The 19,435-nt window shown below is 61.5% G+C and carries 17 protein-coding genes and 1 riboswitch; of the genes, 7 read left to right on the plus strand and 10 right to left on the minus strand.

The window, feature by feature from the left end:
* Positions 1-13: 13 nt before the first annotated feature.
* From DWU98_RS12430 to DWU98_RS12460, 7 genes are all read left to right on the plus strand, one after another.
* Positions 14-3,232 (plus strand): WD40/YVTN/BNR-like repeat-containing protein, encoded by a 3,219-nt coding sequence (locus DWU98_RS12430; protein ID WP_115495893.1) that lies wholly within the window; start codon positions 14-16, stop codon positions 3,230-3,232.
* A gap of 273 nt (positions 3,233-3,505) precedes the next feature.
* Positions 3,506-5,152, plus strand: a complete 1,647-nt coding sequence (locus tag DWU98_RS12435; RefSeq protein ID WP_115495894.1) for an OFA family MFS transporter — start codon at positions 3,506-3,508, stop codon at positions 5,150-5,152.
* Between the two features lie 11 nt (positions 5,153-5,163).
* Positions 5,164-5,664, plus strand: coding sequence for a formate dehydrogenase subunit gamma (locus DWU98_RS12440; protein WP_115495895.1), 501 nt, complete (start codon positions 5,164-5,166; stop codon positions 5,662-5,664).
* Positions 5,661-7,220: a formate dehydrogenase beta subunit gene (locus DWU98_RS12445; protein ID WP_115495896.1), complete on the plus strand. Its 1,560-nt coding sequence runs from the start codon at positions 5,661-5,663 to the stop codon at positions 7,218-7,220. The genes DWU98_RS12440 and DWU98_RS12445 overlap by 4 nt, the downstream gene beginning before the upstream one ends.
* Before the next feature lie 100 nt (positions 7,221-7,320).
* Positions 7,321-10,200, plus strand: coding sequence for a formate dehydrogenase subunit alpha (fdhF, locus tag DWU98_RS12450; protein ID WP_115495897.1), 2,880 nt, complete (start codon positions 7,321-7,323; stop codon positions 10,198-10,200).
* Positions 10,181-11,032, plus strand: a complete 852-nt coding sequence (gene fdhD, locus DWU98_RS12455) for a formate dehydrogenase accessory sulfurtransferase FdhD (protein WP_115495898.1) — start codon at positions 10,181-10,183, stop codon at positions 11,030-11,032. The genes fdhF and fdhD overlap by 20 nt, the downstream gene beginning before the upstream one ends.
* Positions 11,029-11,262 (plus strand): formate dehydrogenase subunit delta, encoded by a 234-nt coding sequence (locus DWU98_RS12460; RefSeq protein WP_115495899.1) that lies wholly within the window; start codon positions 11,029-11,031, stop codon positions 11,260-11,262. Before fdhD ends, DWU98_RS12460 begins: the two co-directional genes overlap by 4 nt.
* Before the next feature lie 36 nt (positions 11,263-11,298).
* Here the strand turns inward: DWU98_RS12460 and DWU98_RS12465 are convergent, their stop codons facing one another.
* The 10 genes from DWU98_RS12465 to moaA form a co-directional block, all read right to left on the minus strand.
* A complete protein-coding gene (locus DWU98_RS12465) occupies positions 11,299-12,276 on the minus strand; it encodes an ABC transporter ATP-binding protein (RefSeq protein ID WP_115495900.1) in 978 nt (325 codons plus the stop codon).
* A complete protein-coding gene (locus DWU98_RS12470) occupies positions 12,276-13,052 on the minus strand; it encodes an ABC transporter permease subunit (protein WP_115495901.1) in 777 nt (258 codons plus the stop codon). Before DWU98_RS12470 ends, DWU98_RS12465 begins: the two co-directional genes overlap by 1 nt.
* A gap of 145 nt (positions 13,053-13,197) precedes the next feature.
* Positions 13,198-14,091 (minus strand): extracellular solute-binding protein, encoded by an 894-nt coding sequence (locus DWU98_RS12475; RefSeq protein WP_115495902.1) that lies wholly within the window; start codon positions 14,089-14,091, stop codon positions 13,198-13,200.
* A complete protein-coding gene (locus tag DWU98_RS12480) occupies positions 14,091-14,444 on the minus strand; it encodes a hypothetical protein (protein ID WP_115495903.1) in 354 nt (117 codons plus the stop codon). The genes DWU98_RS12475 and DWU98_RS12480 overlap by 1 nt, the downstream gene beginning before the upstream one ends.
* Positions 14,441-15,004 (minus strand): molybdenum cofactor guanylyltransferase, encoded by a 564-nt coding sequence (gene mobA, locus DWU98_RS12485; protein WP_115495904.1) that lies wholly within the window; start codon positions 15,002-15,004, stop codon positions 14,441-14,443. The genes DWU98_RS12480 and mobA overlap by 4 nt, the downstream gene beginning before the upstream one ends.
* Positions 14,994-15,500 (minus strand): molybdenum cofactor biosynthesis protein MoaE, encoded by a 507-nt coding sequence (locus DWU98_RS12490; RefSeq protein ID WP_115496037.1) that lies wholly within the window; start codon positions 15,498-15,500, stop codon positions 14,994-14,996. Before DWU98_RS12490 ends, mobA begins: the two co-directional genes overlap by 11 nt.
* 32 nt (positions 15,501-15,532) lie before the next feature.
* Positions 15,533-15,793 carry a MoaD/ThiS family protein gene (locus DWU98_RS12495; protein ID WP_158545044.1) on the minus strand — a complete coding sequence of 87 codons (261 nt, stop codon included), beginning with the start codon at positions 15,791-15,793 and terminating at the stop codon, positions 15,533-15,535.
* The gene (locus DWU98_RS12500) at positions 15,790-17,037 is read right to left on the minus strand and encodes a molybdopterin molybdotransferase MoeA (protein WP_115495906.1); all 1,248 of its coding nucleotides are present in this window, start codon (positions 17,035-17,037) and stop codon (positions 15,790-15,792) included. The genes DWU98_RS12495 and DWU98_RS12500 overlap by 4 nt, the downstream gene beginning before the upstream one ends.
* Positions 17,034-18,035 (minus strand): bifunctional molybdenum cofactor biosynthesis protein MoaC/MoaB, encoded by a 1,002-nt coding sequence (moaCB, locus tag DWU98_RS12505; protein ID WP_115495907.1) that lies wholly within the window; start codon positions 18,033-18,035, stop codon positions 17,034-17,036. Before moaCB ends, DWU98_RS12500 begins: the two co-directional genes overlap by 4 nt.
* A gap of 3 nt (positions 18,036-18,038) precedes the next feature.
* Positions 18,039-19,022 carry a GTP 3',8-cyclase MoaA gene (gene moaA, locus DWU98_RS12510; protein WP_115495908.1) on the minus strand — a complete coding sequence of 328 codons (984 nt, stop codon included), beginning with the start codon at positions 19,020-19,022 and terminating at the stop codon, positions 18,039-18,041.
* Positions 19,018-19,156: riboswitch (molybdenum cofactor riboswitch) on the minus strand. (Overlaps the previous gene by 5 nt.)
* Positions 19,157-19,435 lie beyond the last annotated feature (279 nt).

Genomic DNA, 19,435 nt, shown 5'->3' on the forward strand with positions numbered 1-19,435 from the left:
TGGGGAGTTCATCATGTCGAAACGCTTTTTTCTTGGTTCTCTTTCAGTCATCGCGAGCGCATGGCTGCTCGCCGGCGCCATGCCTCTGCATGCGGACACGCGGCCGATGGCAAGCGTGAGCGATGCACTGGAATGGCGTCTGGTCGGCCCGTTCCGCGGCGGCTGGGCGACCATGGCCGCGGGCGATCCCAGCCGACCGGATACCTTCTACATCGGCACGGCGGGCGGCGGTGTTTGGAAGACGAGCGATGCTGGCCGCACGTGGCAGCCGACATTCGACAGCATGCCATCGGCGCCGATCGGTGCGATGGCTGTGGCTCCGTCCAACCCCAACGTGATCTATGCCGGCTCCGGCCAGGTTGCCGCGCGTTATGACGTGGCGGCCGGCAACGGTATGTATCGCTCCAGTGATGGTGGCAAGACGTGGCAGCACATCGGGCTCACGGCGAGCAAGCATATCGGCCGCATTGTGGTCGATCCGCATGATGCGAACACGCTGCTGGTCGGCGTGCTTGGCCATTATTTCGGGCCGAATAAAGAACGTGGCGTTTACCGTTCCACCGATGGTGGCAAAACCTGGACGCAGACGTTGTCCATCGATGCCGACACCGGCGTGGTCGATCTGGCGGCCGATCCGTCCAATCCGAACATCGTGTATGCCGCAGCGTGGCAGGTACGCAATTATCCGTGGCTGTCGTATTTTCAGCCGAATGCAGGACCGGGAAGCGGGCTGTACAAATCGACGGATGGAGGCGTGACCTGGAAACGTATCAGCGGCGGCGGTTGGCCGAGCGGTACGCTGGCGCGCATCGGTATCGCAACGGCGAGCGGGAATCGCGTGTATGCGGTAGTGAACTCGGCCAACCCGCGGAAGGATAGTGGCCTGTACCGCTCCGACGATGGCGGCGCGAGCTGGCAGGCGGTCAGCCATGAATCGTGGTTGCCGAACGACTACTTCAGTCGCATCACGACCGATCCGCAGGATCGCGATCGAATTTATTCCGCCGGGCAGTCGATTCGTCGTTCCGACGATGGCGGCAAGCATTGGGACATCTTCAAAGGTGCGCCGGGCGGCGACGACTATCACTTCCTGTGGATCGATCCGCGCGATTCGCAACGCATGATCGCGGCGAGCGATCAGGGTGCGGTCGTGACTGTCAACGGCGGCAACACGTGGAGCAGTTGGTACAACCAGCCGACTGGTCAGTTCTATCACCTCGCCACGGACAATCAGTTCCCTTATTGGATTTATTCAGGCCAGCAGGATTCGGGCACGGTAGGCATTGCCAGCCGGAGCGATTACGGTGCGATTTCCTATCGCGACTGGCGTCCGGTCGGGGGCGATGAACGTGACTACGATGTACCGTATCCGGATGATCCCAATCTCGTTTTCGGCTCCGGCCTTGGTGGACGCGTATCGCGTTGGGATCGCCGCACGGGTGTCGTGCAGAATGTCGCGCCGTGGCCGGTAAGCAGTTACGGCCAGCGCGCCACCGAATTCAAATACCACTACACGTGGATCACTCCGATCGCGTTTTCAGCCAAGCCGCCTTACGCACTGTATCTCGGCGCACAGGTGTTGTTCCGCAGCACCGATCAAGGCCAGCACTGGGACGTGATCAGTCCCGATCTCAGCGCGAAGAAGCAAGGCGCCACCGGCTGCCAGGGCAACCCCAATGCGCAACAGGCACGCGATTGCGGTTTTGGGGTGATTTACAGCATCGCGCCATCGTCTTTCACGAACGACGAAATCTGGATCGGCACGGACGACGGCTCCATCCAGCTCACGCGCGATGATGGCAAGAGTTGGCAAAACGTCACACCGAAGGATCTGCCGGCCTGGGGTATCGTCAGTTCGCTCGACCTTTCGCCATTGAAGCAGGGCACAGCCTACGCCGCGGTCGATAACCATCGTCAGGACGATTTCCGTCCCCATGTGTGGCGCACGCACGATTACGGCAAAACCTGGACGGATATTTCTGCCGGCTTGCCTCAAGATGATTTCGTCAGCGTGGTGCGCACCGACACGCAGCGCGAGGGTTTGTTGTTCGCGGGCACTGATCGCGGTGTGTTCGTTTCATTCGACGACGGCGCGCATTGGCAATCGCTGCAACACAATTTGCCCACTGCGTGGGTGCGCGACTTGGCGATACATGGCGACGATCTGGTCGCCGGTACGCAAGGTCGTGCGATTTGGATTCTCGACGACATCACTCCCTTGCGTCAGGCCGGCGTCGCGCACCAGACCATGCTCTATACACCGGCCACCGCCGTGCGCGTGCGTGCTAATGAAAACAGAGACACACCGCTGCCACCGGATGAGCCGCTTGGCAAGAATCCGCCCGCCGGCGCCATCATCGATTATCAGTTGGCGAGCGCGGCCAAGGGGCCGGTAACGCTGGATATTCGCGATAGCGATGGCAATCTGGTGCGTCACTTCTCCAGCGCCGACAAGCCGGAGGATTTACCGGCCCAGCGTTATTTCCAGAAGGGCTGGCTGGGTTCGCCGCAAACACTCAGTGCGAGCGCAGGTGCGCATCGCTTCGTGTGGAATTTGCGCTACCCGCGTCCGGAGGCTTTGCTCTATGGCTACAGCATCGCAGCGACCTGGGATTCGGACACGCCGCTTACGCCGGAAGGCCCGATGGTGGTGCCAGGCAAGTACGAAGTCGTGCTCACGGTGGACGGCAAGTCCTATCGCGCACCGCTGAACGTGATCGGCGATCCGCGCGTCACGCTGGATCAACATGCATTGACCGAAGGTTTATCGTTCTCGCGTGAGGTCGGCACCGCCCTGCAGCAGATATGGCGAACCGATGGTGAAGTCGATGCCGTGCGCGATCAGCTCGATGACGCGAAGAAAAAGCTGGGCGACGATGCCGTACATCAATCGTTGCGCGCGGAGATCGACGCCGTGCGCACGAAAACCGATGCGCTGGTTTCCGGTGAAGGCGAAATGTCCACCAACGTGGACGCCATGAACGATGCGCTCACCGCCATTGCCACGGATGTGGAAGGCGCCGATCGCGCGCCGACCGATGGACAACGTCAGGCGTTCGCCGAGTACAAGGCGAATCTCGATAAAGCCGTTACGCAATGGCAGGCGATTCGCGGTACGGATTTGGTTACCCTCAACGCGCATTTGCATGCCGCGGGGATGAAGCCGATCACGGTGCCGCCACCCAGTCAGCTGCATGCCGATGCGCCTCTCGATTCGGATGATGTTCCCTGATCGTTTCAAGCGCACGTTACTGTCATATTTCATGCTGGATATTGCACTGCACGACCGCGGAAGCGGTCGTGTTTGTTTTACGGCAGTTAAAAAATCGCCTGCGTGTGCACATTTGATCGGGCGCCCTCTTCAATGTAGACGATGTCATGCTGCGAAGCGGTAAGGCTGCATTATTGCGATCGCCGGTTTTACGCTTTTTAGGCTACAGTCGCGCTTGTCGCCAACGCGATAGGTTGGTTGTTGTCCCTGGTTGAAACTGCATGGGAGACGAGCATGACTGTCGTGCCTGAAGCTGTAGCCACGCCGAGGGGAACGGCGTCGGGTTGGTTGGCAAGGGAACGTACCGTTGCAGGCCCGCGCTTCAATCGCTGGCTGGTGCCGCCGGCGGCGTTGGCGATCCATTTGTGTATCGGCATGGCGTATGGTTTTTCGGTGTTCTGGCTGCCGATGAGCAAGCTGGTGCCGGGGGCGGAAAGTTGTGAAAGCCTGGGTTTTTTCGCGCAGCTTTTTGCACGATCGTGCAACTGGACCGTGCCCGCCGTTACGCATATTTTCGAAACCTTCATCGCCATGCTCGGCATTTCCGCCGCGATCTGGGGTGGCTGGCTGGAACATGCCGGGCCACGCAAGGCCGGTTTTATTGCGGCGTTGTGCTGGGGCGGTGGGCTGCTGATCGGCGGCATCGGCGTATCGATGCATCAGTTGTGGCTGGTGTTTCTCGGGTGCGGTGTATTAGGTGGCGTTGGACTCGGCATCGGCTACATCGCGCCGGTATCCACGCTGATCAAATGGTTTCCCGATCGCCGAGGCATGGCGACCGGTTTCGCCATCATGGGCTTTGGCGGCGGCGCGATGATCGGCGCACCGATCGCCGTGGCGTTGATGGCGCACTTTACGCGCGGCGGCATTTCCGGCGTGGCCGACACGCTGATGGTGATGGGTGTGCTCTACATCATTGCCATGTCGGCGGGGGCATTCGGTTTTCGCGTGCCGCCCAGTGGCTGGAAGCCGCAGGGGTGGAGTGGTGAGGCAGCAGTAGGCAACCGCCTCATCACGACCAAGCACGTGCATGTGAACCGCGCGTGGAAAACACCGCAATTCTGGATGCTCTGGATCGTGCTGTGCATGAACGTGACAGCCGGCATCGGCGTGCTTGCGATGGCCAGCCCGATGTTCCAGGAGGTGTTTGGTGGGCGGCTGCTGGGCCTCGCTGCGGCAACCGCACTGACGACGGCGCAGAAAGCATCGATCGTTGCCGCGGCGGCAGGGCTGGTGGGCCTGCTCAGCCTATTCAACAGCCTCGGTCGCATCTTCTGGGCGTGGGCATCGGATTTCATCGGCCGCAAGACCACGTATGTCGTGTTCTTCCTGCTGGGCATCGTGCTGTATTGCAGCTTGCCCACGCTCGGTCACATGGGGCTCGCGGGCGTTTTCGTGATCGTCGCGTGCGTGATCATTTCCATGTACGGCGGCGGTTTTTCCACCGTACCGGCCTACCTCGCCGATATTTTCGGTACGCAAATGGTCGGCGCCATTCATGGACGCCTGCTGACGGCGTGGTCGGTGGCCGGCGTGGTGGGGCCGTTCCTGATTGCCGCCCTGCGTCAGGCGCAGCTGGATGCCGGCGTGGCCAAGAACCTCGTTTACGACCGTACGCTCTATATCCTGGCCGGCCTGTTGCTGATTGGCCTTATCGCCAATTTAATGGTCAGGCCGGTCAAGGAAGCGCACCATATGAGCGAAGCGGAGCTCGAACACGAACGTTCGCTGCAACACGAGGCCCCGCACGTTACCGCGAATGCCGATCAGGCAGCGCGTGGCGGGTTTGGCATCGTGGGTGTGATGGCCTGGGCCCTGGTCGGCGTTCCGTTCCTGATCGGCGTATGGATCGCGCTCAGCAAGGCTGCCGCGTTGTTTTAAGGACTGCCACGATGAAACCCGCCAAAAGCGTCGCACCGCTGCCGCCGATCGATGAGACGATTGGCAACGCCGTACGCGAGGTCACCGAACGGCTGAAGGATCAGCCCGGCGCGCTGCTTCCGGTGCTGCACGCTATCCAAGCTTCCTTGGGCCATGTGCCGGAGGAGGCCATACCGCTGATTGCGCGGGAGATGAATCTCTCCCGCGCCGACGTGCATGGTGTGCTGACGTTCTATCACTTCTTCCGCACGCGTCCGGCCGGCCGGCGCGTCATCTATCTGTGCCGCGCCGAATCCTGCCAGGCGATGGGTGCGGTAAAGCTCGAACAGCACGTAAAAGCGCGCTTGGGCGTCGATTTTCACGAAACCACCGCAGACGGTGCGTGGACACTGGAGCCGGTGTACTGCCTGGGCAACTGCGCATGCTCGCCCGCGCTGATGGTCGATGACGAATTGAAAGGTCGCGTTACGCCGGAAAGCTTCGATGCATGGTTGCAGTCGGAGGCGACATGAGCATCACCGTCTATGTACCGCGTGACGCCAGCGCCGTATCGTTGGGCGCAGACCAGATCGCCACCTGCATTGAAGCGGAAGCGGCATGTCGCGAGCTGGATGTGCGCATCGTGCGCAACGGTTCGCGCGGCCTGTATTGGCTGGAGCCGATGGTGGAAGTGGAAACGGCCAAGGGACGCGTGGCGTATGGGCCGGTGCAGCCCGCCGATGTCATGGGCCTGTTCGATGCCGACTTTTTGCACGGCGGTGAAGACGTCCTGGCGCTGGGACCTACGCAAGACATCCCCTGGCTGAAAAGCCAGCAGCGACTCACGTTCGCGCGCGTGGGCATCGTCGATCCGCGTAGCGTGGACGATTACCTCTCGCAAGACGGTTATCGTGGCCTCGCTGCGGCATTGGCCATGGAACCGGCCGCAATCGTGCAAACGGTGACGGATTCGGGCCTGCGTGGCCGTGGCGGCGCGGCATTTCCCGCTGGCATCAAATGGAAAACCTGCCTGGACGTCAACGCCGACCAGAAATACATCGTCTGCAATGCGGATGAGGGCGATTCCGGCACGTTTTCCGATCGCATGATCATGGAAGGCGATCCCTTCGTGCTGATCGAGGGCATGACCATCGCAGGCCTCGCCGTGGGTGCGACGCGCGGCTACATTTATCTGCGCATCGAATACCCACATGCGCAGCGTGCGCTGGAAGCCGCCATCGCCGCCGCCGAGGCGCGCGGTTATCTCGGCGAGGATATCTGCGGGAGCGGCAAAGCCTTTCATCTGCAACTGCGCATGGCCGCCGGCGCCTACATCTGCGGCGAGGAAACCTCGCTGCTGGAAAGCCTGGAAGGCAAGCGCGGCCAGGTCCGCTTCAAACCGCCGCTGCCGGCCATCCAGGGTTTGTTCGGCAAGCCCACCGTGATCAATAACGTGATTACGCTGGCGACGGTGCCGATCATCCTTGAGCGTGGCGCAGCCTTCTATCGCGATTACGGCATGGGCCGTTCGCGCGGCACGCTGCCGTTGCAGCTTGCCGGCAACGTGAAGCGGGCAGGGCTGGTGGAACGTGCGTTCGGGCTCACGCTGCGTGAATTGATCGAAGATTACGGCGGTGGCACGGCAAGCGGGCGGCCTGTGCGCGCGGTGCAAGTGGGTGGCCCGCTGGGTGCCTACATTCCGGTATCGCAACTGGACACGCCCATCGATTACGAAGCCTTCGCGGCCATCGGTGGCATGGTGGGGCATGGCGGTGTCGTGGTGTTCGACGATACGGTCGACATGGCCGCGCAAGCGCGCTTTGCGATGGAATTCTGTGCGATCGAATCCTGCGGCAAATGCACGCCGTGTCGCATCGGCTCCATGCGCGGTGTGGAAGTGATCGATCGCATCATGGCCGGCGATATCGCCGAGCGTGAGCGTAACGAAGTGCTGCTGCGTGATTTATGCCAGACCATGGTGGCCGGCTCGCTGTGTGCGCTGGGTGGTATGGCGCCGTTTCCGGTGTTGAGTGTGCTGGATCATTTTCATGAGGATTTTGAAGAACGGAAGCAGCAGATTGATTCATGAAAAACGCATCACGCCACATTGCCACCATTCCCGCGAAAACGGGAATGACGGCAATGGAGGCGGCACTGCTTGTGGCAAGAGTTTGAGGAGGTAGTCCATCATGCTGTCCATTGTCGAAATCGACCGCGGTACACCCGCCGTCAAATCGGACAGGCAGGTCACGCTTCACATCGACGGCTACAGCATCAGCGTGCCGGAAGGCACGTCCGTGATGCGCGCCGCCGCGCAGGCCGGCATCAACATTCCCAAGCTGTGTGCCACCGACATGCTGGAGGCATTTGGCTCCTGCCGCTTGTGCCTGGTGGAGATCGAAGGCCGTAAAGGCTATCCGGCCTCATGCACCACGCCCGTGGCCGAAGGCATGCAGGTAAGCACGCAAACGCCCAAACTTGCCGATATTCGCCGCGGCGTGATGGAGCTGTACATCTCCGATCATCCGCTCGATTGCCTCACCTGTCCGGCCAATGGCCACTGCGAGTTGCAGGACATGGCCGGCGTGGTGGGTCTGCGCGAAGTGCGTTATGGCTACGACGGGGCGAATCACGTTTTTGCCAAAACGAACCATGGGGATGCCAATCCGCATTTTGCCCCCAAGGATGAATCCAATCCGTATTTCAGTTTCGATCCGTCCAAGTGTATTGTCTGTTCGCGCTGCGTGCGTGCATGCGATGAAGTGCAGGGTACATTCGCGCTGACCATCCAGGGACGTGGCTTCGAATCGAAAGTGTCGCCCAGCCAGAACGATCGCTTCCTCGATTCCGAATGCGTTTCCTGCGGCGCCTGCGTGCAGGCGTGCCCCACCGCCACGCTGTCGGAAAAATCGCTGATCGATCGTGGTCAGGCCGAGCACAGTGTGGTCACCACCTGCGCGTATTGCGGCGTGGGTTGCAGCTTCCGCGCGGAAATGAAAGGCGACGAAATCGTGCGCATGGTGCCCAACAAGGATGGTCATGCCAATCACGGCCACTCATGCGTGAAAGGACGTTTCGCGATCGGCTATGTCAGTCATCCCGATCGCATTCTCACACCGATGGTCCGCCAGAAAATCTCCGACCCCTGGCGCATCGTGAGCTGGGATGAGGCCATCGCCCATGTCGCCAGCGAGTTCAAGCGACTGCAGGCAACGTACGGCAAATTCTCCGTTGGCGGTATCACTTCATCGCGTTGCACCAATGAAGAAACCTATCTGGTGCAAAAGCTGGTACGTGCGGGCTTCGGCAACAACAACGTCGACACCTGCGCGCGCGTCTGCCATTCACCCACTGGCTATGGGCTGAAATCGACGCTGGGAGAATCGGCAGGCACGCAGGATTTCGATTCCATCGAGTCCACCGATGTGGTCATGGTGATGGGCGCCAATCCCACCGATGCGCATCCGGTATTCGGCTCGAAGATGAAGCAGCGCCTGCGCGCGGGTGCAAAGCTGATCGTGATCGATCCGCGCAGCATCGATCTGGTACGCACGCCGCACATCGAGGCGGACTATCACCTCAAGCTCAAGCCCGGCACCAATGTCGCGATACTCAATGCGCTGGCTTATGTGATCGTTACTGAAGGTTTGGTCGACGAAGCGTTCGTCGCAGAACGCTGCGAGCATGACGCGTTCGAAAAATGGCGCACGTTCGTGGCGCAGGACATGCACAGCCCGGAGGCGATGGAAGCCGAAATCGGCGTGCCCGCTGCGCTGATACGCGCTGCTGCGCGGCTGTATGCCACCGGTGGTAATGCTGCGATCTACTACGGCCTTGGCGTCACCGAGCATGCGCAAGGTTCCACCGCCGTGATGGGCATTGCCAACCTTGCCATGGCCACCGGCAACATCGGCCGCGAAGGCGTGGGGGTGAATCCGCTGCGCGGGCAGAACAACGTACAAGGCTCGTGCGACATGGGATCGTTCCCGCATGAGTTCACCGGTTACCGCCATGTTGGCGATGCGTCTGTGCGCGCGTCATTCGAAGCGGCGTGGGGCGTGCCCTTGTATGACGAGCCGGGGTTGCGCATCCCCAATATGTTCGAAGCGGCCATCGACGGCAGCTTCAAGGGGCTGTATATCGAAGGCGAGGACATCGCCCAATCCGATCCCAACACCCAGCATGTGACGGCAGCTTTGCAGGCGATGGAATGCATCGTGGTGCAGGACTTGTTTCTTAACGAAACCGCGAAATTCGCACATGTATTTCTGCCGGGTTCGTCGTTCCTCGAAAAGGACGGCACCTTCATCAATGCCGAGCGCCGCGTTTCACGCGTGCGCAAGGTGATGGAACCCAAGAACGGCTATGCGGATTGGGAAGTGACACAGCTACTGTCCAACGCGATGGGTTATCCCATGCGCTACACGCATCCCTCCCAGATCATGGATGAAATCGCCCGTCTCACGCCGACGTTCCATGCGGTGAGTTTCGAGAAAATCGATCAGCTCGGTTCGATTCAATGGCCGTGCAACGACGATCATCCGCTGGGCACGCCCGTGATGCATGTCGGTGAGTTCGTGCGCGGTAAAGGCCGCTTCATGCTTACCGAATACGTGCCGACGTCGGAAAAGGTCAATGCCAAGCATCCATTGATCCTCACCACCGGTCGTATCCTCAGTCAGTACAACGTTGGCGCACAAACCCGTCGGACCGCCAACGTGATGTGGCACGACGAGGACCGGCTGGAAATCCATCCGCATGACGCTGAAGAGCGGGGCATCCGCGATGAAGACTGGGTCGGGGTGGAAAGTCGCGCTGGTGAAACGGTGTTGCGTGCGCGGATTTCCGAGCGCATGCAGCCAGGAGTGGTGTACACCACCTTCCATTTCCCAGGCTCCGGCGCCAATGTCATCACGACCGAAAATTCGGATTGGGCTACGAATTGCCCAGAGTACAAAGTGACCGCGGTGCAGGTGACGCGCGTCTCGCAGCCGTCGGAATGGCAAAAACGCCATCAGGTGTTCTCCAATCATCAGCAGGCTTTGTTGGATGCAGCAGAAACCTCCTGACCGCGCGCCTGCGGGTAACGGCTACGCGATTCGTCGCGTGGACCGTTATCGGCACGGTGAACACGAAGTGGTGAGCGATGCCATTACCGAAGAAGTGCCAGTGGCCATGGTCTACAACGATGTCTCCTTTGCCGTGATGATGGTGACGCCGCTGGATCTGGAAGATTTCGCGCTGGGTTTTTCATTGAGCGAAGGCCTGGTCGCGGGGCCTGAAGCATTGCATTCCATCGAGGTGCGCCCGCGCCTGGAGGGTATCGAGGTTGCGATGCATGTCGCATCCAATGTCGTCGAGCAACGCGCGGGTAGCAGCGGCGAACGATTGTTGCCGGGGCGTAGCGGTTGCGGCCTGTGCGGCGCGCGCATGCTGGAGGATGCTGTGCGTCATCCCGATCCAGTGGGCAAGGGGCTTTGCATTGAAGCTGCCGCGCTGGAGCGTTCCCTTGAAGCACTGCGAGCGAAGCAGCCGGTCAACAGCGCTACCGGGTCAGTCCACGCCGCGGCTTGGGTCGATGCTGAAGGCAGCATCATGCTGGTGCGCGAGGATGTCGGGCGTCACAACGCGCTCGACAAGCTCATTGGTGCACTGGTCAAGGCGCGTATCAATACCGAGCAGGGTTTTTTGCTTGTCACCAGCCGTGCCAGTTACGAAATGGTGACCAAGGCGGCCAGTGTCGGTATCGCGCTGATGGCCGCGATTTCCGCACCGACGGCGCTGGCGATTCATCTGGCCGAGAGCACCGGCATGACGCTGGTGGGTTTCGCGCGTCCAGGCAGTTTTGTTGTTTACACTCATCCGCAGCGATTGCTGCACAGCGCAGGATCGCACCCATGAACATCGAACGCCTCGTCGCCATGGCCAATGACATCAGCCGGTATTTCGCCTCCGAGCCGGATACGGCCGCGGGCGTGGAGGGTGTCGCCAACCATTTGAAGCGGTACTGGGAGCCAGGGATGCGCAAGCAGATCGTGGCCCACCTGTCCGCAGGGGGTGCGGGGCTGGAACCGCTTGCCAGGCAGGGGGTCGAGAAGCTGGCGGAGTTGGATAGCAAGCTGCGCGCCTGACATCCTGCTGTTTTTCGCAACAGACACCTGATCGATCTACGCTTCCCGCACCCACCATCGGATCGCTTCGGCAGGCAAATGCACAGCAACCGACTCCGGAATCGGCCTGTCACGGGGCACGGATACCCACAGGCGTTCCTGTCCGCAGCGCAGCCCCAGTTGCGTGGTGCGCCCGATTACATGCCGCACTTCGACGGATGCCTGGATCACGTTTGGCAGCGTCTCATGCGTATCCACAAGGCGTATGGCTTCCGGGTCGATGGTCCAATCCACATCCTTATCGACACTGCCCTCAGCAACAGGAAGCACGATGGCGCGTCCCTGCCATAGCAACTGCCGCGATCCATCGATATATCCGCGATGCACATTGCGATGGCCTAGCAATCGCGCCGCCGCGCCGTTTATAGGATTTGCGTAGACCTCGCTGGGCGAGCCGATCTGGATGATGCCTCGCCGGTGCATCAACACCAGTCGATCGGCAACCGCGGCCACATGCGGATCATGGCTTACCGCCAGGGCAGGAATGCCAAATTCGTGCACTTCGCCGATCAGTTCGGCGATCACGTCCTCGCGCGTCACCGGATCGAGCGCCGAGGTGGGCTCGTCCAGCAATAGCAATTGAGGTCGACGGGCCAGCGCACGCGCGAGGGCAACACGCTGCTGCTGCCCACCGGACAAGGCGGACGGATAACGCTCGGCGGATTCCGCCATGTGTACGCGTTCGAGCAATTGCATGGCTTGCGCACGCCGCTGTGCTCCGTGCAACGCGAATGCCACGTTCTGCCAGGCATTGAGGTGCGGAAACAGCGCATAGCCTTGTGGCAGATAACCCACCGCACGATGCTGTGCGGCCATGCCACCGAACGGCTCGCCCCGTGCGGGAGTGAGGCCCGCAATCGCACGCAGCAACAGCGACTTGCCTTCCCCGCTCGCACCAAGCAGCACGGTGAAGCCTTCGACATCGAAGGCGGCGTGCAAGGCGATGGGATGATCGATACGGTAATCGATGCGCATCAGATCAGGCGCCGGCGACGCGCCGCCAAGCCGAGTACCAGCGGCAGCGGCATGGCAACCAGGAAGAAGATCCACAGCAATGGATACACAGCGCTCAGGCCGGTGTTCTGCAGGTTCACCCACAGCTTCACTGGTATGCCCTGCGGGTAATACGCCACGATCAGCACGGCGCCGAACTCGCCCAGCGCGCGCACCCAGGCCAATGCGACGGCCGCGGCCAGGCCAAGGCGCGCCAATGGAAGACTGACGTGCATGAAACTGCGCCACGGCGAATGGCCCAGCGTAAGGGCGATCTGTTCGAGTTCGCGCGGCACACCTTCAAACGCCGCGCGCGCGGCGATCACGTAATAGGGCAGGGCGCTGTAGAACTGCGCCATCACGAATGCCGGACCGGAATTGGTAAGCACCAGCCCCGCGCGTTCCAGCAGATTGCCGGCGGGGGCATAAGGGCCATAGACGGAGGCCAGCAGCAAGCCCAAGGCCAGCGGTGGCGTGAGCAGCGCAAGCAACAGCAACGCATCGATCAGCCAACCTCCACGCACGCGATGGCGCGCGAGCCACCAGGCCAGGGGCGTGCCGAGGGCGATGATCAGGAGCAGTGCGAGCAGGCTGTAGCAGAGCGATACGGCGATGGCGCTGCCGTCACCATCGGCAAAAGCGAAACCGCGCCATGAGGTGGCGAACAGGAGGCCGATGAACGGGGCGACGAGGAGAAGCAATGTCACCACGCTGATCAAGGCTGGCAGTAAGGCTGATGGTTGTGCGTTGGCCTTCATGCGTGTCTGGATTTGCGCCTCCCCCTGCGTGCAGGGAGAGGTTGGAAAGGGAGGCGTGTTTGCGAAGAAGTTTGAGGCGAGAGCTCATCCCGCCCCAACCTTCCCCTGCAAGCAGGGGAGGGAGCAGAGTGCTGTGAAGGTGACGTCACAGGTTATTTCCGCGCGGCGCACTGTATCCGTGCTCGCGGAATAACGCTTGTCCCTCTGCACTCTGCAAAAAGGCAACGAAGTCACGCGCTAGCGCTGGCTGCTGCCCATTGGCGAGCACACCGGCGTAAAACACCAAGGGCTGCACGTGCAAGGTCTTGCCGTTGCTCAACGTGATCGCAGCACGGTCGTACCAGGGCTTTTGCATGCCGGGATTGGCGAGATTGACCTCATCGGGCAACGCAACGGTAGGAAGGTGATGCGATTGCGCAGCGCTGAGATAACCGATGGTCGCATCGATCTGCCCGGCTTCGAGCCGCGACATCAACGATGGTTCCGTAAATATCTGCGCCGGATTCTGCAGCGATCCGGCCACTTTCTTCAGCAAATCAGGCTGATGGTAGTAATCGGCCGCCAGTTGCAGCGCGAGCAATACGTTCGCGCCTTGCGGATCGACGGCAGGATCGGTGCGGCCCAATCGCAGACCCGGTTGACCGAGTACGTCGTACCAGTTTTTCTGGCCACGCGATGCGGCAGAAAAATCGGCGGCGAAGCGGCTGTGCGGGCTATAGATGACAACCATCTGCGTGCTGGCGACCGGCACGGCGCTGCTTACCAATCCCGCCTGCTTGAGCACTTGCATCGGACCAGGCGTGATCGCGATGAATACATCGGCCTGCAATTGATGTGCGGCCAAAAGATGCGCCAACGCGTAGGATCCTTGGCCGATGCCTTGATACGTCGCGTGATGCGCTTTGGCGAAGGCGGGGCCGGCTGCGTTGTCCATGACGACACCCATGGAACCTGCGTAGGCAATACGCAGGACAGGTGAGGTTTGTGCGATGGACACGGAGGCTACAAAGCTCAAAAGCAAACCGAACAGCGCTTTCATCACGCGTCTCCTTTCGAGGGTTTATGCAAACGCTTGCGTGTGCTGTCGCGGACATCGACATCAAACAGAACCTGCAGGGTTCCACCATCGGGCGTGGCAAGGGAGAACTGCAAACCTTCGCGCGAAGGAAGGCGGGCCGCCAGTGCGCGCACCTCCGGTTCTGGTAGACGGACATGCCACACATCGCCCTTGCGTAACCAGCCGATGCGCGCGGTGAGATCAATCTGCTGTATTTCGGTGCGGCCATCCGGCCATACAGTGCGATTTTCTATCGGATGGCCTGCCAGCAGGCTTTCCAGCTCTGCCTCGTCGATGCGCAAGCGCAAGCTTTGGCCTTCCAATTGCACTCTCATGCCGTCGCCTCCCGCCAGCTTTCTTCGGTGTTGCAGTCGATGAGTTGTGTTTCGTCTTCCGCGCTGAGGGAGATTTCGCGTACGCCGACGCGTTCCTGCAAGACGCGTACGGAGCGCGCACGCTTGTCGCTTTCGGACAGCGCGGCGTTGAGTGCGGCGCGACATGGGGTATCCAGGCGCAAGCGCATCGGCAGCATATGGCCGGCAAAGCGCACGCTGCCTGCATCCGGTTCGCTATCACGCAGCCGCTGCAGCAATGCGGGCTGCAAGCGCGGCATATCAACGGGAACGATCAGCAATTGGGCGTCTTCGCACATCGCCGCAATGCTGGCGAGGCCACCGACAGGGCCCAGGGACGGTGCTGCATCGCTGACGCCAAGATAATCAGGTCGATATCCACTTACCTTCACCTCACGCACGCCGGTTGCATTGAGCGTGGCGATCTGATGTTCGATGAGCGGACGCCCCTGCCATGGCAGCAACGCCTTGTCGCGCCCCATGCGTGAGGAAAGGCCGCCCGCCAGCACCACGCCGATGCAGGGTAGGGGCTTAGTGGCCATGGGTGTGGCTGTGTCCTTCCGCGTTTTCATGCTTGGCGACCGTGCCCTCGGCGTCGCGAGGTTCTTCACACAGGGAGCAGCCCTCGCTCCATGCGCTGTCGCCGTCGATGTAATGCTCCTGTTTCCAGATCGGTGCTTCATGCTTCACCGCTTCGATGGCAAAGCGGCAGGCGCGAAAGGCTTCGTCGCGATGGGGTGTCCCGGCGGCGACGATGACCGCGACATCGCCAATGCGCAGATCACCCTTGGCGTGCGCGATGTAAAGCTTCATCGGACCACCGATCTGGCTGCGGGCGCGCTCGCCGATCGCCTGGAACGTGCGCAAGGCCAGCGGTTCGAACAGGTCGTAGCTGATGCCGGTGACGAGGCGACCGAGATTGTGCTCGCGCACCTTGCCGACGAACATGTCGATGCCGCCAAAGCGCGGGTCGGAAACGAAGGCCAGTGCAGCGGCGGGATCCAGCGGCGTAGCCGAATCGGGCGATGTGGTACTCATATCGACCACGGCGGTATAGATGTCTGACACCGTCAGCCTCCACTCACCGGCGGCAGGATCGCAAGCTGGCCGCTCTCTGGCAGAGTGCGATGGTTGTGAAGAATTTCATCGTCGCTGGCGAAGGCGCAACGCTGCACGAGGTTGACGCTGATATGCGGCGCGTTCTCGCGCAGGTGGTCGCGCAGCAGATCGCGTAGCGTGCCGATGGTGCATGCATCCGGCGCCTCCAGCTCGATGAAGCCGCGGGTGTCCGCATCGCGCAGCGCACCGAACAGGGTGATGCGAACTTTCATGGGGCACCTCCGCAGGGCAACGCACCTTCCAGGTGACCGAGACTGTAGACATCGACCAGCGCTCCTGCGGGCAAAGCCTCGACATCGGCGGGTACGATGGCCCATGCGTTGGCGTCGGCCAAGGGCCGAATGCGGTAAGACTCCTGTCCCTCCAGCACCTGCACGGCGAGCTGGCCATGTGTGTCGACGTGCAGACGGCTTTTGAGATGAAAACGCAGGCGTGTTTTTTTTGCGTAAGGCTTGCTGAGCGGCAGGCGGCATGGCGTTTCCTGCTTCAAACCAAACATCACGCGCAATGCCGGTTCCACGAAGAAGCGCAGGCCTACCGCCACGGCGATGGGATTTCCGGGCAAGCCGAACAGCAGCACGTCGTCCGGCAATCGCGCGAACAGCAGCGGTTTTCCCGGGCGTATCGCCACTTTGTGGAACAGCGTTTGCGCATGGAAGCGTTGCAGCGCCTGGGGTACGAAATCGTAGCGACCCATGGAAACAGCGCCGCTGGTCATGATGACTTTCGCGCCTGCATCCAGCGCGCGACGCAAAGCCGATTCGAATGCATCCGCATCATCACCCACGGTTTCTGCGTGCACGACCTTGGCGCCTGCCAAAGGTAAGCGGGCGGCGAGGAAAGGGCCATTGGAGTTGCGGATGTGTCCGGGCGCCAGCGCTCGCGATGGATCATCGACAAGTTCGCGTCCCGTACAGATGACGGCCACGCGCGGGCGTTCGATGACCGATACCTGCGCTATGCCAAGCGCGGCAAGCAGCATGACGTGTTGCGGCTGCAGGACGGTTCCTGCCGCAAGCACATGCTCGCCAACGGTTACATCTGAGCCGGCCCTGCGCACGTTTTGTCCTGGCGTCACGTCGGCGAGCACGCGTACGCGTGTAGCGGTCAACCGCTTTGTTTGTTCGACCGGCACGACGCGGTCCAACCCCTCCGGCATGCGCGCGCCGGTCATGATTTCCCACGCTCCGCCGCCAGCGTGCGCCATACCGTCGCCCGCCGCTTGTTGGCCTTCGATCGATAGTTCGCTGCCGGCGGCAACGATCGAATCGCCACGCAAAGCGAAACCATCCATGGCTGAATTGTCGAAGGGAGGCAGCGCGACGGTGCTGATCACCGGCGTGGCGAGGATACGGCCAAGGCAGGCGGTGACCACACAGTTTTCAGCACGAAGCAGGCCGCTTGCATCGAGCACGATGCGCAACGCGGTGTCATAGGCGAGCGCTTCGTCACTCATGCGTGCCCTCCGCCCTTCGCCATGCTCAAGGCGTGCGCCAGAACGGGGGCGAGAATATCCATGCCTTGCGCGACCGCCTTGGCGCTTCCGGGCAGCGCGATCACCAGTGTGCTGCCGACCAGCACCGCGCTCGCGCGGCTCAGCCATGCCATGGCGGTGTGCTGGCTGCTTTCGCTGCGGAAGAGTTCGCTGATGCCATCGATATGTCGATCCGCAACCATGGCGAGCGCTTCGGGTGTTTGATCGCGGGGGCCAAGGCCGGTTCCACCCGTGCAGAGAATCAGTTGTGTACCGCCGCCTGCCAGTTGGCGCAAACGGGTAGCGAGCTCTTGGGGTTCGTCCGCGAGCAGCTCGACATCGTGGATGTGCGCACCGAGTGCACGCAAGCGCTCAACCAAGAGGGGACCGGACGCATCGTTGTAATCACCACGCTTGGCTCGATCGCTGAGTGTGATGACCGCGGCGCTGACGGCGTCCAAGCGTGGCAACTCGCGCGGCTTGTAATGCGCGCGCTCGGCCTCGCTCATACCGTCCGGGTGCAGCCACAGGCCTTTTTTTCCACCTTCCTTGAACAATAGCCGCACACCGCCAATGGAAAGCGCGGGCTCAACCGGCTTGGTCAGATCGTAAAGCGTGAGCAAGGCCGCGCTTGCGCCGGCGAGTGCTTCCATCTCCACGCCGGTGCGCGCGAAGGTGGCTACTTCGCAGTAGACGCGAATGGCGTGGCGCTCGCCCACCGGTTCGCAGCGCACATGGATGTATTCCAGGGGCAGCGGGTGACACAGCGGCATCAGTTGCGAAGCGTTCTTGGCGCCTTGCAGCCCAGCGATTTCCGCCATGACCAGTGCATCGCCCTTGGGTAAGCGGCGTTCGACGATTTGCGCGAACGCCATGGCGCCCGCGTTCAATTCACCCACTGCGACGGCGCGGCGCGCGGTAATGCGTTTATGGCGCACGTCCGCCATGTGGAAATGGGCGCTGTCCTCGCGCTCCTGCATGAGTCAGCCTCCGGTGGATGCAAGATGGGGAGTGATGCCGGTGCGACCTTCGTGCAGAAAATGCCCCTGTTCCTTGCGGCCGATCTGGCCGCCGATCGCGCGTACCAGGTCGTCGCGCTGATCGTCGGATTGCAGTAACGGGCGCAGAGGGATGCCGAATTCACCGAACAGGCACAAACGAAGATCGCCCGTTGCGGTAACGCGAAGACGATTGCAGCCTGCGCAGAAATCCTTGGAATAAGGTGCAATGATGCCGATGCGCCCGGCGTAATCGGGATGGCGGTATTCGCGCGCGGGGCCAGCATCGGCGGCGCGCGGCAACAGTTGCCAGCCGCGCGTGAGCAGTTGCTCTTCCAGCACCTCGGCGCGCACGTGATGGTCGCGAAAGAACGCTACGTTGTCGCCGGTTTGCATCAGCTCGATAAAGCGCACGCCGACACGCTTATCACGCAGGTAATCCAGCCACGACGGCAGTTCCTTGTCGTTGACGTCGCGCAGCAGCACAGCGTTGAGCTTTACCGATGCCAGGCCGGCATCCAGTGCCATGTTCACGCCGTGCAGGATGTCGTCCAGCCGGTCATGGCCGGTGATGTGCGCGAAGCATGCGCGATCGAGAGTGTCCACGCTCACGTTGATGGCGTTGAGCCCGGCGTCCATCCATTCGTGCAGGTGACGGCTGAGCAGGGTGCCATTGGTGGTCATCGCAAGCTTGGTTACGCCCGGCACCGCGGCGGCGGTGCGCAGGATGTCCGTCAGATCCCGGCGTACACTCGGCTCGCCCCCGGTGATGCGCAGCTTATGCATGCCCAGCTCCGTAAAGCCGCGCAACAGCCGCGTGATTTCATCGAGCGAAAGCGGCGCCGCAGCGTTCGCATCGGCGTGATAGCCGTGCGGCAGGCAGTATGTGCAACGGAAGTTGCATGCGGGAATGATCGACAACCGCAAATACGGAAACCGACGGCCGTAGCGATCCGCCAGCGGGGACATGGTTTTTTGCTCCTTTCCAAACCGGGAGGCGAAGGCGTTTCCGCCATCACCCTGGTGATCCTTCGGACCACGGACGCCACGCCGTATTCCTTTTCGGGAACCGCAGGCCAGGCGCCTCGGAGTTGTGAGTACGGATGTAAGTGTAACTATCCCCTGGGTTGGGGGATACATCTATTAGCGTTTCGTCAGGTTAGGGTGAAGGGTCGCCCTTTTGCAGGTTTGTGCATGTAAAGGGATGTTTTCTGCCTCGGGGTGCTTTGAATTGATCCCCAGCTCGTCGTCCGAGCGGGATCCGGGGCTGTCATCTTTGGGTACCTGGATACCGTCGCCCGGCTCGGCGAGGATGGCAAAGCAGGGGGCGAACGACTCCAGCGCAGCGGCAAAAAAAAGCGACACGCTCCAATTGCCCCGCG

The organism is Dyella monticola (genome assembly GCF_003363155.1).
Classification (GTDB): Bacteria; Pseudomonadota; Gammaproteobacteria; order Xanthomonadales; family Rhodanobacteraceae; genus Dyella_B; species Dyella_B monticola.

Coding starts and splice junctions, on each gene's coding strand:
- fdhF (WP_115495897.1), top strand. CDS start 7,321: ATGCTGTCCATTGTCGAAATCGACCGCGGTACACCCGCCGTCAAATCG.
- DWU98_RS12470 (WP_115495901.1), bottom strand. CDS start 13,052: ATGAAGGCCAACGCACAACCATCAGCCTTACTGCCAGCCTTGATCAGC.
- DWU98_RS12465 (WP_115495900.1), bottom strand. CDS start 12,276: ATGCGCATCGATTACCGTATCGATCATCCCATCGCCTTGCACGCCGCC.
- moaCB (WP_115495907.1), bottom strand. CDS start 18,035: ATGCAGGAGCGCGAGGACAGCGCCCATTTCCACATGGCGGACGTGCGC.
- moaA (WP_115495908.1), bottom strand. CDS start 19,022: ATGTCCCCGCTGGCGGATCGCTACGGCCGTCGGTTTCCGTATTTGCGG.
- DWU98_RS12430 (WP_115495893.1), top strand. CDS start 14: ATGTCGAAACGCTTTTTTCTTGGTTCTCTTTCAGTCATCGCGAGCGCA.
- DWU98_RS12460 (WP_115495899.1), top strand. CDS start 11,029: ATGAACATCGAACGCCTCGTCGCCATGGCCAATGACATCAGCCGGTAT.
- DWU98_RS12490 (WP_115496037.1), bottom strand. CDS start 15,500: ATGAGTACCACATCGCCCGATTCGGCTACGCCGCTGGATCCCGCCGCT.
- mobA (WP_115495904.1), bottom strand. CDS start 15,004: ATGGCCACTAAGCCCCTACCCTGCATCGGCGTGGTGCTGGCGGGCGGC.
- DWU98_RS12495 (WP_158545044.1), bottom strand. CDS start 15,793: ATGAAAGTTCGCATCACCCTGTTCGGTGCGCTGCGCGATGCGGACACC.
- DWU98_RS12480 (WP_115495903.1), bottom strand. CDS start 14,444: ATGAGAGTGCAATTGGAAGGCCAAAGCTTGCGCTTGCGCATCGACGAG.
- DWU98_RS12435 (WP_115495894.1), top strand. CDS start 3,506: ATGACTGTCGTGCCTGAAGCTGTAGCCACGCCGAGGGGAACGGCGTCG.
- DWU98_RS12440 (WP_115495895.1), top strand. CDS start 5,164: ATGAAACCCGCCAAAAGCGTCGCACCGCTGCCGCCGATCGATGAGACG.
- DWU98_RS12445 (WP_115495896.1), top strand. CDS start 5,661: ATGAGCATCACCGTCTATGTACCGCGTGACGCCAGCGCCGTATCGTTG.
- DWU98_RS12500 (WP_115495906.1), bottom strand. CDS start 17,037: ATGAGTGACGAAGCGCTCGCCTATGACACCGCGTTGCGCATCGTGCTC.
- DWU98_RS12475 (WP_115495902.1), bottom strand. CDS start 14,091: ATGAAAGCGCTGTTCGGTTTGCTTTTGAGCTTTGTAGCCTCCGTGTCC.
- fdhD (WP_115495898.1), top strand. CDS start 10,181: ATGCAGCAGAAACCTCCTGACCGCGCGCCTGCGGGTAACGGCTACGCG.